Annotated in this window: 12 protein-coding genes; 4 read left to right on the top strand and 8 right to left on the bottom strand. The window is 71.3% G+C overall.

What is annotated here, in order from left to right; all coding sequences use genetic code 11:
• Positions 1-19 precede the first annotated feature (19 nt).
• Together AC0HI0_RS29690 and AC0HI0_RS29695 are read right to left on the bottom strand one after the other, a co-directional pair.
• Positions 20-505, bottom strand: a complete 486-nt coding sequence (locus tag AC0HI0_RS29690) for an SRPBCC family protein (RefSeq protein ID WP_480926804.1) — start codon at positions 503-505, stop codon at positions 20-22.
• Entirely contained in the window at positions 502-861 is a 360-nt protein-coding gene (locus AC0HI0_RS29695; RefSeq protein ID WP_480926805.1) for an ArsR/SmtB family transcription factor, read from the bottom strand. The genes AC0HI0_RS29690 and AC0HI0_RS29695 overlap by 4 nt, the downstream gene beginning before the upstream one ends.
• A gap of 473 nt (positions 862-1,334) precedes the next feature.
• Between AC0HI0_RS29695 and AC0HI0_RS29700 the strand changes: the two genes are divergently transcribed.
• Together AC0HI0_RS29700 and AC0HI0_RS29705 are read left to right on the top strand one after the other, a co-directional pair.
• Positions 1,335-5,030 (top strand): multifunctional oxoglutarate decarboxylase/oxoglutarate dehydrogenase thiamine pyrophosphate-binding subunit/dihydrolipoyllysine-residue succinyltransferase subunit, encoded by a 3,696-nt coding sequence (locus tag AC0HI0_RS29700; RefSeq protein WP_480926806.1) that lies wholly within the window; start codon positions 1,335-1,337, stop codon positions 5,028-5,030.
• Between the two features lie 6 nt (positions 5,031-5,036).
• Positions 5,037-5,219, top strand: a complete 183-nt coding sequence (locus AC0HI0_RS29705; protein ID WP_015104865.1) for a DUF6104 family protein — start codon at positions 5,037-5,039, stop codon at positions 5,217-5,219.
• A 114-nt stretch (positions 5,220-5,333) separates the two neighbouring features.
• On the opposite strand, the gene AC0HI0_RS29710 is transcribed toward AC0HI0_RS29705, so the two are convergent.
• Positions 5,334-5,636, bottom strand: a complete 303-nt coding sequence (locus AC0HI0_RS29710) for a hypothetical protein (RefSeq protein WP_480926807.1) — start codon at positions 5,634-5,636, stop codon at positions 5,334-5,336.
• 356 nt (positions 5,637-5,992) lie between these two features.
• On the opposite strand from AC0HI0_RS29710, the gene AC0HI0_RS29715 reads away from it, so the two are divergent.
• Together AC0HI0_RS29715 and AC0HI0_RS29720 are read left to right on the top strand one after the other, a co-directional pair.
• Complete coding sequence (locus AC0HI0_RS29715) at positions 5,993-6,238, top strand: hypothetical protein (RefSeq protein ID WP_480926808.1); 246 nt, start codon at positions 5,993-5,995, stop codon at positions 6,236-6,238.
• Positions 6,211-6,576 carry a hypothetical protein gene (locus AC0HI0_RS29720; RefSeq protein WP_480926809.1) on the top strand — a complete coding sequence of 122 codons (366 nt, stop codon included), beginning with the start codon at positions 6,211-6,213 and terminating at the stop codon, positions 6,574-6,576. The genes AC0HI0_RS29715 and AC0HI0_RS29720 overlap by 28 nt, the downstream gene beginning before the upstream one ends.
• A 191-nt stretch (positions 6,577-6,767) precedes the next feature.
• Here AC0HI0_RS29720 and hutI read toward each other — a convergent pair whose 3' ends face one another.
• The 5 genes from hutI to hutH are packed head-to-tail and all read right to left on the bottom strand — an operon-like array spanning position 6,768 to position 13,485.
• The gene (hutI, locus tag AC0HI0_RS29725; RefSeq protein WP_480926810.1) at positions 6,768-7,910 is read right to left on the bottom strand and encodes an imidazolonepropionase; all 1,143 of its coding nucleotides are present in this window, start codon (positions 7,908-7,910) and stop codon (positions 6,768-6,770) included.
• Complete coding sequence (locus AC0HI0_RS29730; RefSeq protein ID WP_480926811.1) at positions 7,907-9,172, bottom strand: formimidoylglutamate deiminase; 1,266 nt, start codon at positions 9,170-9,172, stop codon at positions 7,907-7,909. Before AC0HI0_RS29730 ends, hutI begins: the two co-directional genes overlap by 4 nt.
• A complete protein-coding gene (locus AC0HI0_RS29735; RefSeq protein WP_480926812.1) occupies positions 9,169-10,344 on the bottom strand; it encodes an allantoate amidohydrolase in 1,176 nt (391 codons plus the stop codon). The genes AC0HI0_RS29730 and AC0HI0_RS29735 overlap by 4 nt, the downstream gene beginning before the upstream one ends.
• On the bottom strand, positions 10,337-11,980 hold the full coding sequence (gene hutU / locus AC0HI0_RS29740; RefSeq protein WP_480926813.1) for a urocanate hydratase: 1,644 nt from the start codon (positions 11,978-11,980) through the stop codon (positions 10,337-10,339). Before hutU ends, AC0HI0_RS29735 begins: the two co-directional genes overlap by 8 nt.
• Positions 11,980-13,485, bottom strand: coding sequence for a histidine ammonia-lyase (gene hutH / locus AC0HI0_RS29745; RefSeq protein WP_480926814.1), 1,506 nt, complete (start codon positions 13,483-13,485; stop codon positions 11,980-11,982). Before hutH ends, hutU begins: the two co-directional genes overlap by 1 nt.
• Between the last annotated feature and the right edge of the window lie 72 nt (positions 13,486-13,557).

Consider the following 13,557-nt stretch of genomic DNA (forward strand, 5'->3'; position numbering starts at 1 on the left):
TCGGAGGTGCTGCCGTCGGCTACTGGCCGGCCAGGAGGTCGTCGAGCTGCTCGTAGCCCTCGGTGACACCGGTGCTCATGCCGCTGGCCGCCGCCATGTCCCGGGCCTCGATCGACTCGAACACGCTGAGCCCGCGCAGCCTGGTCCGGCCGTCGCCCAGGTCCTCGAAGGTCATCGTCTCCAGGCACACGCCGTCCGGGTAACCCTCGAACGTGAAGGTCTGCACGATCCGCTCGGCGGGCCGGATCTCGTGGAACGACCCGTAGAACCAGAACTCGCCGTCCTCGTTGCGGTGCACGTACCGGTAGCCACCGCCGGTCTCGGGGTCCCAGCGCACGACGTCCATCGTCACGCGGCGCGGGCCCAGCCACTTCTTCACCAGGTCGGGCTCGACGTGCGCGCGGAACACGGCGGCCGGCGGCGCGTCGAACTCGCGGACGATCTCGATCGTGGGCAGCTCGGGGGCCGCCGTGATGGTGACCTCGGGGTGGGTGGTGGCGCTCATGATGCCGCTCCTTCGTTCCGGTCTTCCTGGTCTTCTTCGGTGGCGAGTTCGGCGAGCACGGCGTCCAGCCGCCGGTAGCGCTGCTCGGCCTCCCACCGGTACCGCTCGATCCACTTGGTCATCAGGTCGAACACCTCCGCTTCCAGGTGCACGGGCCTTCGCTGGGCCTCCCGACTCCGACTGACCAGCCCGGCGTCCTCCAACACCTTGAGGTGCTTGGAGACCGCCTGCACGGTCACGGCGTACGGCTCGGCCAGTTCGTTGACCGTCGCGTCCGCGACCGCCAAGCGAGCGACCATGTCCCGCCGCGTCGGGTCGGCCAGCGCCGCGAACACCCGCGAAAGCCGGTCCTCCATCGCCGTCTCCTTAATCAACCTTGCGGTTGAACAAACCGTAGAATTCAACCCACCGGTTTGTCAACCGATCCATTGAACACACAGCTCAGCACACCTGCCGCAGCGCTCCACTGCACCACGACAGCTTCACGAACGTCAGCACCCCGCCACTTGGCGCAACCCCCTCACCCCGTTGGGCCACCAACGCGCCCGGAACCCCGAACACACGCCCGCCGGGGCCGTCCGACACGCCGGGCGAGGCCGTCCGCACGGGGCGTGCACGACCCCCGGACAGGACGGACCTGCGTCGACACCTCAAGCGCCGCTCAAGCCGGCGTGACAGGATCGACCTCGTGATCGATGTCCTGATCGATCCTGTGATCGAGCCCTCGTTGCCCGGCCCCTCCTGTGTATGAAGTGCACTAGACGGGGGACTAGCCTGGTCATGAGTGAGTCATTACCAAGAGCGAGATGGATAGAGGCGAGCGCCAGCCGTGTCCAGCAGCAGTCCTGCTTCACAGTTCGGCCCCAATGAGTGGCTGGTCGAGGAGATGTACGAGCAGTTCCTCTCCGACCCGTCGTCGGTAGACCCGGCCTGGCACGACTTCTTCGCCGACTACAAGTCGACGCAGCGGTCCGGCAACGGCACCGCGGTGGCGACGGCGGAGAGCGGCTCGTCGGCCACCGGTGCCCCGGCCGCACCGACCGCCACCGCCACCAAGCAGCCGCCGGCGCCGAAGCCGGCCGCCGCGCCCGCCGCCCCTGCGGCGAAGCCGGCGACGCTGCCGCCGACCACCGGCAAGCCCGCTCCCGCGCAGGCCGCCAAGGCCGCGCCGGTGCAGCCGGCCGCCGGCCAGGAGCAGAAGCAGCTCCGCGGGGCCGCCGCCGCGATCGCGAAGAACATGGAGCTGTCGCTCACCGTTCCGACCGCGACCAGCGTGCGCGCCGTGCCGGCGAAGCTGCTGGCCGACAACCGGATCGTGATCAACAACCACCTCAAGCGCACCCGCGGTGGGAAGGTCTCCTTCACCCACCTGATCGGCTACGCGGTGGTCCGCGCGCTCCAGGCGTACCCGAACATGAACCGGCACTTCGCCGACGTCGACGGCAAGCCGTTCGTGGTCACCCCCGAGCACGTCAACTTCGGCCTGGCGATCGACCTGCCGGGCAAGGACGGCAGCCGGACGCTGGTCGTCGCGTCGGTCAAGGGCTGCGAGAACATGACGTTCACGCAGTTCTGGCAGGCCTACGAGGACCTGATCCGCAAGGCCCGGTCCGGCTCGCTGAGCACCGAGGACTTCTCCGGCACGACGATCTCGCTGACCAACCCCGGCACGATCGGCACGAACCACTCGGTGCCGCGGCTGACCGCGGGCCAGGGCGCGATCATCGGCGTCGGCGCGATGGAGTACCCCGCGCACTTCCAGGGCACCAGCGAGCAGGCCCTGGTCGAGATGGGCGTCAGCAAGATCATCACGCTGACCTCCACCTACGACCACCGGATCATCCAGGGCGCCGAGTCCGGCGAGTTCCTCAAGCGGATCCACCAGCTGCTGCTCGGCGAGGACGGCTTCTACGACGACGTCTTCACGTCGCTGCGCCTGCCGTACGAGCCGATCCGCTGGGTCGCCGACATCCCCGAGGGCGCGGTCGACAAGACCGCCCGGGTGATCGAGCTGATCGACGCGTTCCGCACCCGAGGCCACCTGATGGCCGACACCGACCCGCTGAACTACCGCCAGCGCAGCCACCGCGACCTCGACGTCCTGTCGCACGGCCTGACCCTGTGGGACCTCGACCGGGAGTTCCCGGTCGGCGGGTTCGCGGGCAAGGAGCGGATGCGGCTGCGGGACATCCTGGGCGTGCTGCGCAACTCGTACTGCCGCACGGTCGGCGTCGAGTACATGCACATCCTCGACCCGGAGGAGCGCCTCTGGATCCAGGAGCGCGTCGAGGTGCCGCACGAGAAGCCGCCGGCCACCGTGCAGAAGTACATCCTGTCCAAGCTCAACGCGGCCGAGGCGTTCGAGACGTTCCTCCAGACCAAGTACGTCGGCCAGAAGCGGTTCTCGCTGGAAGGCGGCGAGACGGTCATCCCGCTGCTGGACGCGGTGCTCGACAAGGCCGCCGAGCACGAGCTGGACGAGGTCGTCATCGGCATGCCGCACCGCGGCCGGCTCAACGTGCTGGCGAACATCGTCGGCAAGCCGATCTCGCAGATCTTCCGCGAGTTCGAGGGCAACCTCGACCCCGGCCAGGCGCACGGCTCCGGCGACGTGAAGTACCACCTCGGTGCCGAGGGCAAGTACTTCCGGATGTTCGGCGACGGCGAGACCAAGGTGTCGCTGACCGCGAACCCGTCGCACCTGGAGGCCGTGGACCCGGTGCTGGAGGGCATCGTCCGGGCCAAGCAGGACACCCTGGACATGGGCGGCGAGGGCTTCACCGTGCTGCCGGTCGCGATGCACGGCGACGCCGCGTTCGCGGGCCAGGGCGTGGTCGCCGAGACGCTGAACCTGGCGCTGGTGCGCGGTTACCGCACCGGCGGCACGGTGCACGTCGTGGTGAACAACCAGGTCGGCTTCACCACCGCGCCGGAGAACTCGCGCTCCTCGAAGTACTCGACGGACGTCGCGAAGATGATCGGCGCGCCGGTCTTCCACGTCAACGGCGACGACCCGGAGGCGTGCTACTGGGTCGCGAAGCTGGCGGTGGACTACCGGCAGGCGTTCAACAAGGACGTCGTCATCGACATGGTCTGCTACCGCCGCCGGGGCCACAACGAGGGCGACGACCCCTCGATGACCCAGCCGGCGATGTACGACGTGATCGACACCAAGCGCTCGGTGCGCAAGACCTACACCGAGTCGCTGATCGGTCGCGGCGACATCTCGGTGGAGGAGGCCGAGAAGGCCCTCCAGGACTTCTCCTCGCAGCTCGAACACGTCTTCAACGAGGTTCGGGAGCTGGAGAAGCACCCGGCGAAGATGTCGCCGTCGATCGAGCAGGAGCAGCAGGTCCCGGCCAAGCTGCCCACCGGCATCGACCGCTCGGTGATCGAGCGCATCGCCGACGCGCACGTCAACCTGCCCGAGGGCTTCACCCCGCACCCGAGGGTCAAGCCGGTGCTGGAGCGGCGCGCCAAGATGGCCCGCGAGGGCGGCATCGACTGGGCGTTCGCGGAGCTGTTGGCGTTCGGGTCGCTGGTGCTGGAGGGCCGCACGGTCCGCCTGGCGGGCCAGGACTCGCGGCGCGGCACGTTCGTGCAGCGGCACGCCACGCTGGTGGACCGCAAGCGCTCCGAGGAGTACACGCCGCTGCAGAACCTGTCCGACGAGCAGGGCAAGTTCATGGTCTACGACTCGGTGCTCTCCGAGTTCGCGGCGCTGGGCTTCGAGTACGGCTACTCGGTGGCCAACCCGGACGCGCTGGTGCTGTGGGAGGCGCAGTTCGGCGACTTCGTCAACGGCGCGCAGCCGATCATCGACGAGTTCATCTCGTCCGGTGAGGCGAAGTGGGGCCAGGTCTCCGACGTCGTGCTGCTGCTGCCGCACGGCCACGAGGGCCAGGGTCCGGACCACACGTCGGGCCGCATCGAGCGCTTCCTCCAGCTGTGCGCGGAGGGCTCGATGACCATCGCGGTGCCCTCGACGCCGGCGAACTACTTCCACCTGCTGCGCCGGCACGCGCTGGACGGCGTGAACCGCCCGCTGGTGGTGTTCACGCCCAAGTCGATGCTGCGCCTGAAGTCGGCGACCTCGCCGGTCGAGCCGTTCATCGAGGAGCGCTTCCACTCGGTGATCGACGACCCGACGCAGCCGGACCCGCAGGGCGTCACGAAGATCGTGCTGTGCAGCGGCAAGGTGTACTACGAGCTGGCCGCCGAGCAGGAGAAGCAGGGCCGCAAGGACACCGCGGTCGTCCGGGTGGAGCAGCTCTACCCGGTGCCGGCCCGGAAGCTGACCGAGGCGTTGGAGCGCTACCCCAACGCCACCGAGGTCCGCTGGGTCCAGGAGGAGCCGGCGAACCAGGGTGCGTGGCCGTTCTTCGGCCTGGCGCTGCCGGAGCTGCTGCCCAGCCGGTTCGCGATCAAGCGCGTCTCGCGCCGCCCGATGGCCGCCCCGTCCGCGGGGTCGTCGAAGGTGCACGAGGTCGAGCAGCGCGAGCTGATCGCGAAGGCGTTCGAGTAGGCCGCGATGTACTTCACCGACCGCGGCATCGAGGAGCTGGAGGCCCGCCGGGGCGAGGAGGAAGTGAGCCTCGCCTGGCTGGCCGACAAGCTCCGCGCCTTCGTGGACGCCAACCCCGAGTTCGAGACGCCCATCGAGCGCCTGGCCACCTACCTGGCCCGGGACGACGAGGACGACCCCGAGGACTGACCGTTCACGCCGAACGCCCCCGCGACCTGTTCGCGGGGGCGTTTCGCTTTGCCGGGCGACGACCGAAGGGGGTGGGCACTACCCCGGCTCCAGGTCGCACCAGCGCAGTGCCACTCAGGCGATCAACACCTGTTGCGTCTCGTTGTTGCTCCGGATCAACACGTCTTTCTTGTCGACCTTGACGGTTCGGTACAGCAGGTCGCCGTAGCCGACCAGACGCCGCAACGCCTCGGTGAGGGTCACGCCCTCCCGGTCCACCACCACTTGGAGCGCCTCGGCGGTAGCCGGGCCGATGTTCACGGTCAGGCGTGTGACGGTGGCGCTCGCCAGCCTCGCGGAGTCATTTCGAGCTCGTCGGTTCTCGACCGGGCCGTCGTCGACGACTTCGCCCTCCTTCTTCCTACGACGTGGCGGCATACCTGGTCCCCCCCCAGTGTCCACAGCACAGGCCACTTAACATATCAAGTCATCCTTCGTCAAGTACTACTGACTGGCGCGCCCAGTATGACAGGTCGTCGGCGACCTGGCAGCGTCCGTGCGTGCTAATGATGCATAAAAGTCACACTACCCATGCATCCGAAGTGGTTCAGACCAACATGGAAGACGGGTTACTCACGCATCCCAGTCGTGTCCGCACTATTGCGCACGGGTACTCTTTCGGGTCCATCGGGGGCAGAGCGTGTCGAGAAAGGGCGCGACGGCGGGGAATGGATCACCGAAACGAGCTACACGGCACCTGGACAGGCGATGAGAACGAGCGTCCCGCCGAGGAGATGTTCTTCACCCTCACGCCGGCCAGACCCGACGTCCCGGCTCAGGCCGGGCCGCCGCGGTGCGAGGAATGCGCCGCCGCGAACCAGCGGCTCGCACGCATCCGGCAGCTTCTCGTGCACTACTACCTGGGTGGCCCCGACGCGGAGCAGGTCGAGCAGGACCTGGTCAAGCTCGTGTTCGAAGACCTGAACGTGGACGAGGTCAAGCGCCTCATCCGATGGCGGAACCGGAGTCGACGCCGATGAGCGGTGAGCGGGAGGACGAGTCGGAAGAGGTGGAGGAGACCGAGGTCGTCCAGGTCGTCGACGAGGTTCCCGCCCGGACGGCGATGTTCGACGAGAACCCGTCGACCGGGAGCCTGTTCAACCTCGAACGCCCGAGGCCCGACGACCGCCTGCGCCGGTGGGTGCTGGTGGGCATCTTCCTCACGTTGCTCACCAGCCTGACGCTGTGCGGAGCCGGACTCGCGCTGCACTGGTTCGAGCGCGACTTCGCCGAAACCGTCCTCCAGACCGTCGTCAGCCCGGTGATCGCAGCCTCCACCGCGATAATCGGCTACCTCTTCGCCGAACGAGGACGGTGAGGCCCGACACCGCTCTCCGCCCCCGCAGTCAGCGTTGTCGCACAAGCGAAAGCGACCACCGCCATGCCCGTCCGGGCGTTGTGGTGGCCGTACCGCGCTCGTCCCATCGGTGCTCGCCTTCGGGCCGCCGAACCGGTGCCGGCAGGAGACCGGCTCCCGGCGGGGCACCTGTCGGGCCCGCCGGGAGGTCGCTAGCGGACGCGTTCGCCCTTGCGCCACACCGCGTACGTCAACGGGACGCCCGGCCGGTACGCGAGGTGGGTGGTGCTCGGCGCGTCCAGGACGTGCAGGTCGGCGCGCGCGCCGACCGCGAGGTGCCCGACGTCCTCGCGCCCCAGCGCGATCGCCCCGCCCCTGGTCGCCGCGAACACCGCTTCCTCCACGGACATCCGCATCTGGAGGACGGCCGTCGTCACGCAGTAGGCCATCGACGTGGTGTAGGAGCTGCCCGGGTTGCAGTTGCTGGCCAACGCGACCGTCGCCCCGGCGTCGAGCAGCGCCCGCGCGGGCGGGAGCGACTGCCTGGTCGACAAGTCGCACGCGGGCAGCAAGGTCGCGACGGTGTTCGAACCGGCCAGCGCGTCGACGTCGGCCGCCGACAGGTAGGTGCAGTGGTCGACGCTGGCCGCGCCGAGTTCCACCGCCAGCCGCACGCCGGGGCCCTCGCCGAGCTGGTTGCCGTGCACCCGCAGGCCCAAACCCCTGGCAGCGGCGGCTTCCAGCACCGCGCGGGACTGGTCGGCGTCGAACGCGCCCTGCTCGCAGAACACGTCCGCCCACCGCACGTGCGGTGCGACGGCGTCGAGCATCTCGCCGCACACCAGGGAGACGTACGCGTCCGCGTCGGCACCGGGCGGCACCAGGTGCGCGCCCAGGAACGTGGTCTCGTCGGCGTGCCGCGCGGCGATCTTCGCCGCGCGGAGTTCGTCCTCGACGGTCAAGCCGTAGCCGGTCTTGGTCTCCACGTACGTCGTGCCCTGCGCGACGGCTTCGGTGACGTGCCTCCGGATGGTGCCGGCCAGCTCGTCGTCGGACGCGGCGCGGGTCGCGTTCACCGTGGTGGCGATCCCGCCCGCGCTGTAGGGCTTCCCGGACATCCGGGCCTCGAACTCGGCGGTCCGGTCGCCCGCGAACACCAGGTGGGTGTGGCTGTCCACCCACCCCGGCAGCACCGCCCGGCCGGCCGCGTCGAACACCTCGTCGGCGGCCGGGGCGGCGGACGCGGCACCGACCCACGCCACCCGCCCGTCGTCGACGACCAGCGCGGCACCGGCGAGCCGGCCGAGGTCGGAGTTGGTGGTCAACTCGCCGATGTTGGTGACCAGGATGCTCATAGGACCGCCTTCAGCAGCTTCCCGACGTCGCCGAGGGTTTCGTGGACACCGTTGCGCGCCACGACCTTCCCGCCCGACACCACCACCGTGACGTCCGACGCGGTGGCGGCGAGCAGGACCTGGCCGGGCTCGGACCCGGTGGTGCGCACCGAGTCCAGGCCGATCGCGACGAGGTCGGCGGGCGCGCCGACCTCGATCCGGCCGGCTTCGGGCCAACCGATGGAGGCGTGGTTGGTCAACGCCGCCACCAGCTCCTCCGGCGCGAACCGGCCGCGTTCACCGGTCCGCAGCCGCTCGCCGTGCTCCAGGCCCCGGGCTTCCAGCAGCGGGTCGATCACCGCGTGCTGGTCGCTGCCCAGCGACAGCGGGCTGCCGGCGTCGCGCAGCTCCCGCGCCGGGCCGATGCCGTCGGCCAGGTCCGCCTCGGTGGTGGGGCAGAAGCACGCGCCCGTCGTGGTCGACCCGAGCAGCTCGATGTCCCTTGTGGACAGGTGGGTGGCGTGCACGGCGGTGGTGCGGGCGGTCAGCGCGCCCGCCTCGTGCAGCAACTCGGTCGGGGTCAGCCCGTACGCGGCCAGGCACGCCTCGTTCTCGGCCGGCTGCTCCGAGAGGTGCACGTGCAGCGGCCGATCGGGGAAAGCGCCCGCTACCAACGACAGCGTTTCCCGCGGCACGGCCCGCACGGAGTGGATCGCCGCGCCGACCCGGGTGTTGGCGTCCTCGCGCAGCTCGGCCACCCTGGCCGCCCACCGCTCCCCGGTGCCGTCGGAGAACCGCTCCTGCACGCCGGTCACCGGCTGCCCGATCCCGCCCGCCAGGTAGCACGCGTCCAGCAGGGTGAGCCGGATCCCCGCGTCGGCCGCCGCCTGTCGCAGCGCGTCACCCATCTCGTTGCCGCCGTTGTGGAGGTAGTGGAACTCCCCCACGGCCGTCACGCCGGCGACCGCCATCTCCGCGTAGGCGGCCCGCGCCAGGCGCAGGTAGCTTTCGGGGGTAAGGCTTTCGGCCACCGCGTACATGCGTTCGCGCCACGTCCAGAACGTGCCGCCGTCGGAGTGCGTCCGACCGCGCAGAGCCCGGTGGAAGGCGTGGGAGTGCGCGTTGGCGAACCCCGGCAGCACGACCCCGTACAGGCGTTCGCAGCCCAGCGGAATCGTGTCCACTGTGGACACCGACGTGATGGCACCGCGGTCCACCCGGACCAGCACGCGGGACGCGATGCCCTCCGGCAGCCACGCCTTCTCACACCAGAAGCTCTTCATCCGGCCAGCAGCTCCAACGTCGTCGCCAGCGCCACCACACCCGCCGCGCAGTCGTCGGCCTCGGCGAACTCCTCGGGGGCGTGGCTGATCCCGGTCGGGTTGCGCACGAACAGCATGGCGGTCGGCACGTGCGCCGCCAAGATCCCCGCGTCGTGACCCGCGCCGGTCGGCAGCGCCGGCACGCCGCCGAGCGCGTCCGAGATCCGGCCGGCCAGGCCGGTGTCGAAGTAGACCGTGTCACCGTAGGACTCCTCGGTGACCCGCAGTCCGCAGCCCTCCTCCCGGGCCGCGGCCTGCCCGGCCTCGGTGATCTGCGCGACCACCTCGCGGGTCCGCGCGTCGTCCGCCGCCCGCGCGTCCAGCCACACGTCGACGGAGGACGCGATCACGTTGGTGCCGCCGGGGTTCGGCACGATCCGGCCCACGGTCGCCCGCGCGCCGCCGGTGGCCGCCGCGCGGGCGGCCAGCACCAGCCGCGACGCGGGCACCATCGGGTCCCGCCGGTCCTCGACCAGGGTCGCGCCCGCGTGGTTGCCCTCGCCGGTGAACGTGTAGCGCCACCGGCCGTGCGCCAGGATCGAACTGGCCACCCCGACCGGGACGGTCAGCCCGCGACCCTGCTCCACGTGCAGCTCGACGAACTGCCCGACCAGGCCCAGGGCCTCGTCGTCGCGGCCCATCGCCGCCGGGTCGAACCCGGCCGCGCGGGCCGCCTCGCCGAAGGACACCCCGTCCTGGTCGGTCAGCGCGAGCGCCTTGTCCGGGGCGATCGCGCCGGTCATCAGCCGCGACCCGAGGCAGGCCACGCCGAAGCGCCCGCCCTCCTCCTCCACGAACACCACGACCGCCAGCGGCCGGGCCGGCTGGAAGCCCTTGGCCCGCAGCAGGTCCACCGCCCGCAACGCGGACACGACGCCCAGCGGCCCGTCGAACGCCCCGCCGCCGGGCACCGAGTCCAGGTGGCTGCCGGTGATCACCGCGTCCGGCCCCGGCGGGCCCCACCAGGCCCACAGGTTGCCGTTGCGGTCCGGCCGCACGTCCAGCCCGCGCCGGGTCGCCTCGGCGGTGAACCACTCCCGCAGCTCCAGCTCGACCCGGTCGAAGCCGTGCCGGGAGTAGCCGCCGCGCCGGGCGTCCCGGCCGACGTCGGCGAGGTCCGCGAGGTCAGTCATCGCGACCCATCGGGATCCGCACGTCCTTGTCCCGCGCGACGGCCTTGGCCTCGTCGTACCCGGCGTCCACGTGCCGGATCACGCCCATGCCCGGGTCGTTGGTCAGCACCCGCTCGATCTTGCGCGCGGCCAGCTCGGTGCCGTCCGCGACGGTCACCTGGCCGGCGTGGATGGACCGGCCGATGCCGACCCCGCCGCCGTGGTGGATGGACACCCAGGTCGCCCCGGAGGCGGTGTTGACCAGCGCGTTGAGCAGCGGCCAGTCCGCGATGGCGTCCGAGCCGTCGGCCATCGCCTCGGTCTCCCGGTAGGGCGAGGCGACCGAACCGCAGTCGAGGTGGTCGCGGCCGATCACGATCGGCGCGGACAGCTCGCCGCTGGCCACCATCTCGTTGAACTTCAGGCCGGCCAGGTGCCGCTCGCCGTAGCCCAGCCAGCAGATCCGGGCGGGCAGGCCCTGGAACTCGACCCGCTCGCCGGCCATCCTGATCCAGCGCGCCAGCTGCTCGTTGTCCGGGAACAGCTCCAGGATCGCCTTGTCGGTCTTGGCGATGTCGGCCGGGTCGCCGGACAGCGCGGCCCAGCGGAACGGGCCCTTGCCCTCGCAGAACAGCGGCCGGATGTAGGCGGGCACGAAACCGGGGAAGTCGAACGCCCGCTCGTAGCCGCCGAGCTTGGCCTCGCCGCGGATGGAGTTGCCGTAGTCGAACACCTCCGCGCCCCGGTCCTGGAACCCGACCATCGCCTCGACGTGGTCGGCCATCGACTCGCGGGACCGGTCGGTGAACTCGTCCGGCTTCTTCGCCGCGTAGTCCGACCAGTCGGCCAGGTCCACGCCCTTGGGCAGGTACGCCAGCGGGTCGTGCGCGGAGGTCTGGTCGGTGACGATGTCCACCGGCACCTCGCGGCGCAGCAGCTCGGGCAGCACCTCGGCGGCGTTGCCGATCAGGCCCACCGACAGCGCGCGACCCTCGGCCTTGGCCTTGAGCACGCGGGCGATCGCGTCGTCGATGTCGTCCGCGACCTCGTCGAGGTACCGGGTCTCCACCCGCCGCCGGGCCCGCGCCGGGTCGACCTCGACGCAGAGCGCGACGCCCTCGTTCATGGTCACGGCCAGCGGCTGCGCGCCGCCCATGCCGCCGAGCCCGGCGGTGACCGTGAGCGTGCCCTTCAACGTGCCGCCGAACCGCTTGTCGGCCACGGCGGCGAACGTCTCGTACGTGCCCTGGAGGATGCCCTGGGTGCCGATGTAGATCCACGACCCGGCGGTCATCTGGCCGTACATGGTCAGACCGGCGGCCTCCAGCCGGCGGAACTCGGGCCAGTTCGCCCAGTCCGGCACCAGGTTGGAGTTCGCGATCAGCACTCGCGGCGCCCACTCGTTGGTGCGCATCACGCCCACCGGGCGGCCGGACTGCACCAGCAGCGTCTCGTCGTCCTTCAGCTCGGCCAGCTCGCGGCTGATCGCGTGGAAGCTCGGCCAGTCCCGCGCCGCCTTGCCGGTGCCGCCGTAGACCACCAGGTCCTCGGGGCGCTCGGCCACGTCCGGGTCCAGGTTGTTGTGGAACATCCGCAGCGCGGCCTCGGTCGGCCAGCTGCGGGCGGTCAGGTCGGTGCCTCGGGCTGCTCGCACCATCACAGTGCTCCGTTCCGGATGAGTTCTTCGGCGGCGGCGATCTCGGGGGCCAGGTGGCGGTCCGGCCCGGGGCCCTGCACGCTCACGCGGAGCTTCGCCACGGCCGCGGCGGTCGCCGGCGCGGGCTTCAGGGGAGCCCGCAGGTCCAGCGCGCGGGCGGCGGTGAGCAGTTCGATCGCCAGCACGGTGCGCAGCCCGTCGACGGCCTTGCGCAGCTTGCGCGCGGCGGACCAGCCCATGGAGACGTGGTCCTCCTGCATCGCGCTGCTCGGGATCGAGTCGACGGACGCGGGCACCGCCAGCCGCTTCAGCTCGCTGACGATCGCGGCCTGGGTGTACTGGGCGATCATGTGGCCGGAGTCGACGCCGGGGTCGTCGGCCAGGAACGGCGGCAGGCCGTGCGACCGGTTCACGTCCAGCATCCGGTCGGTGCGCCGCTCGGCGATGCTCGCCACGTCGGCCACCGGGATCGCCAGGAAGTCCAGCACGTAGGCGATCGGCGCGCCGTGGAAGTTGCCGTTGGACTCGACCCGGCCGTCGGCCAGCACCACCGGGTTGTCCACGGCGGCGGCCAGCTCGCGGTCGGCGACCGTCTCGGCGTAGGCCACGGTGTCCCGCGCCGCCCCGTGCACCTGCGGCGAGCAGCGCAGCGAGTACGCGTCCTGGACCCGCGTGCAGTCCGGGCCCCGGTGGCTCTCCATGATCTCGGAGCCGGCCAGCAGGTCGGCCATCCGGCGGGCGCTGTGGCCCTGGCCGGGGTGCGGGCGCAGCGCCTGGAGGTCGGCCGCGAACACGCGGTCCGTGCCCAGCAGGGCCTCCACGCTCATCGCCGCGGTCAGGTCCGCCACGTCCAGCAGGTAGCGCAGGTCGCGCAGCGCCAGCACGAGCATCCCCAGCATCCCGTCGGTGCCGTTGATGAGCGCCAGGCCCTCCTTCTCGGCCAGCTTCACCGGCTCGATGCCGGCCCGGCGCAGCGCCTCGCCCGCCGGCAGCAGCGCGCCGGCCGCGTCGCGGACCTCGCCCTCGCCGGTCAGCGCCAGCGCGGCGGCGGACAGCGGGGCCAGGTCGCCCGAGCAGCCCAGCGAGCCGAACTCGTGGACGACCGGCGTGATGCCCGCGTTGAGCATCGCGGCCATCGCCTCGGCCGTGCCCAGCCGGACGCCGGTGTGCCCGCTGGCCAGCGTCTTGAGCCGCAGCAGGACCAGCGCGCGGACGACCTCGCGCTCCACCTCGGGCCCGGAGCCGGCGGCGTGCGAGCGGACCAGCGACTGCTGGAGCGCGGCCCGGCGGTCCGGCGGGATGTGCCGGACCGCCAGCGCGCCGAAGCCCGTGGACACGCCGTAGGTGGGTGTCTCGGCCGTGGCCAGGCGTTCGATGTGGGCACGGGCGGCCGTGACCGCGTCACGCGCCGCCTCCGTGATCTCCACCGGCGCGTCGCCACGGGCGACGGCGTGGACGTCCTCGCGGGTCAGGGTTTTGGGACCCAGCTGCACGGGTTGCTGCATGTGCACATCACAACCCGTGCGCCGGTTCCGCACGACCCGGGACCCCCGGAGACCGTCTGGTATCCCAGACGA

This window comes from Saccharothrix sp. NBAS 001 (assembly GCF_056640475.1).

Excerpts from the sequence above, each read along its gene's own strand:
- AC0HI0_RS29690 (WP_480926804.1), bottom strand. The coding sequence starts at position 505 with ATGAGCGCCACCACCCACCCCGAGGTCACCATCACGGCGGCCCCCGAG.
- AC0HI0_RS29695 (WP_480926805.1), bottom strand. The coding sequence starts at position 861 with ATGGAGGACCGGCTTTCGCGGGTGTTCGCGGCGCTGGCCGACCCGACG.
- AC0HI0_RS29705 (WP_015104865.1), top strand. The coding sequence starts at position 5,037 with ATGTACTTCACCGACCGCGGCATCGAGGAGCTGGAGGCCCGCCGGGGC.
- AC0HI0_RS29710 (WP_480926807.1), bottom strand. The coding sequence starts at position 5,636 with ATGCCGCCACGTCGTAGGAAGAAGGAGGGCGAAGTCGTCGACGACGGC.
- AC0HI0_RS29715 (WP_480926808.1), top strand. The coding sequence starts at position 5,993 with ATGTTCTTCACCCTCACGCCGGCCAGACCCGACGTCCCGGCTCAGGCC.
- AC0HI0_RS29720 (WP_480926809.1), top strand. The coding sequence starts at position 6,211 with ATGGCGGAACCGGAGTCGACGCCGATGAGCGGTGAGCGGGAGGACGAG.
- hutI (WP_480926810.1), bottom strand. The coding sequence starts at position 7,910 with ATGAGCATCCTGGTCACCAACATCGGCGAGTTGACCACCAACTCCGAC.
- AC0HI0_RS29730 (WP_480926811.1), bottom strand. The coding sequence starts at position 9,172 with ATGAAGAGCTTCTGGTGTGAGAAGGCGTGGCTGCCGGAGGGCATCGCG.
- AC0HI0_RS29735 (WP_480926812.1), bottom strand. The coding sequence starts at position 10,344 with ATGACTGACCTCGCGGACCTCGCCGACGTCGGCCGGGACGCCCGGCGC.
- hutU (WP_480926813.1), bottom strand. The coding sequence starts at position 11,980 with ATGGTGCGAGCAGCCCGAGGCACCGACCTGACCGCCCGCAGCTGGCCG.
- hutH (WP_480926814.1), bottom strand. The coding sequence starts at position 13,485 with ATGCAGCAACCCGTGCAGCTGGGTCCCAAAACCCTGACCCGCGAGGAC.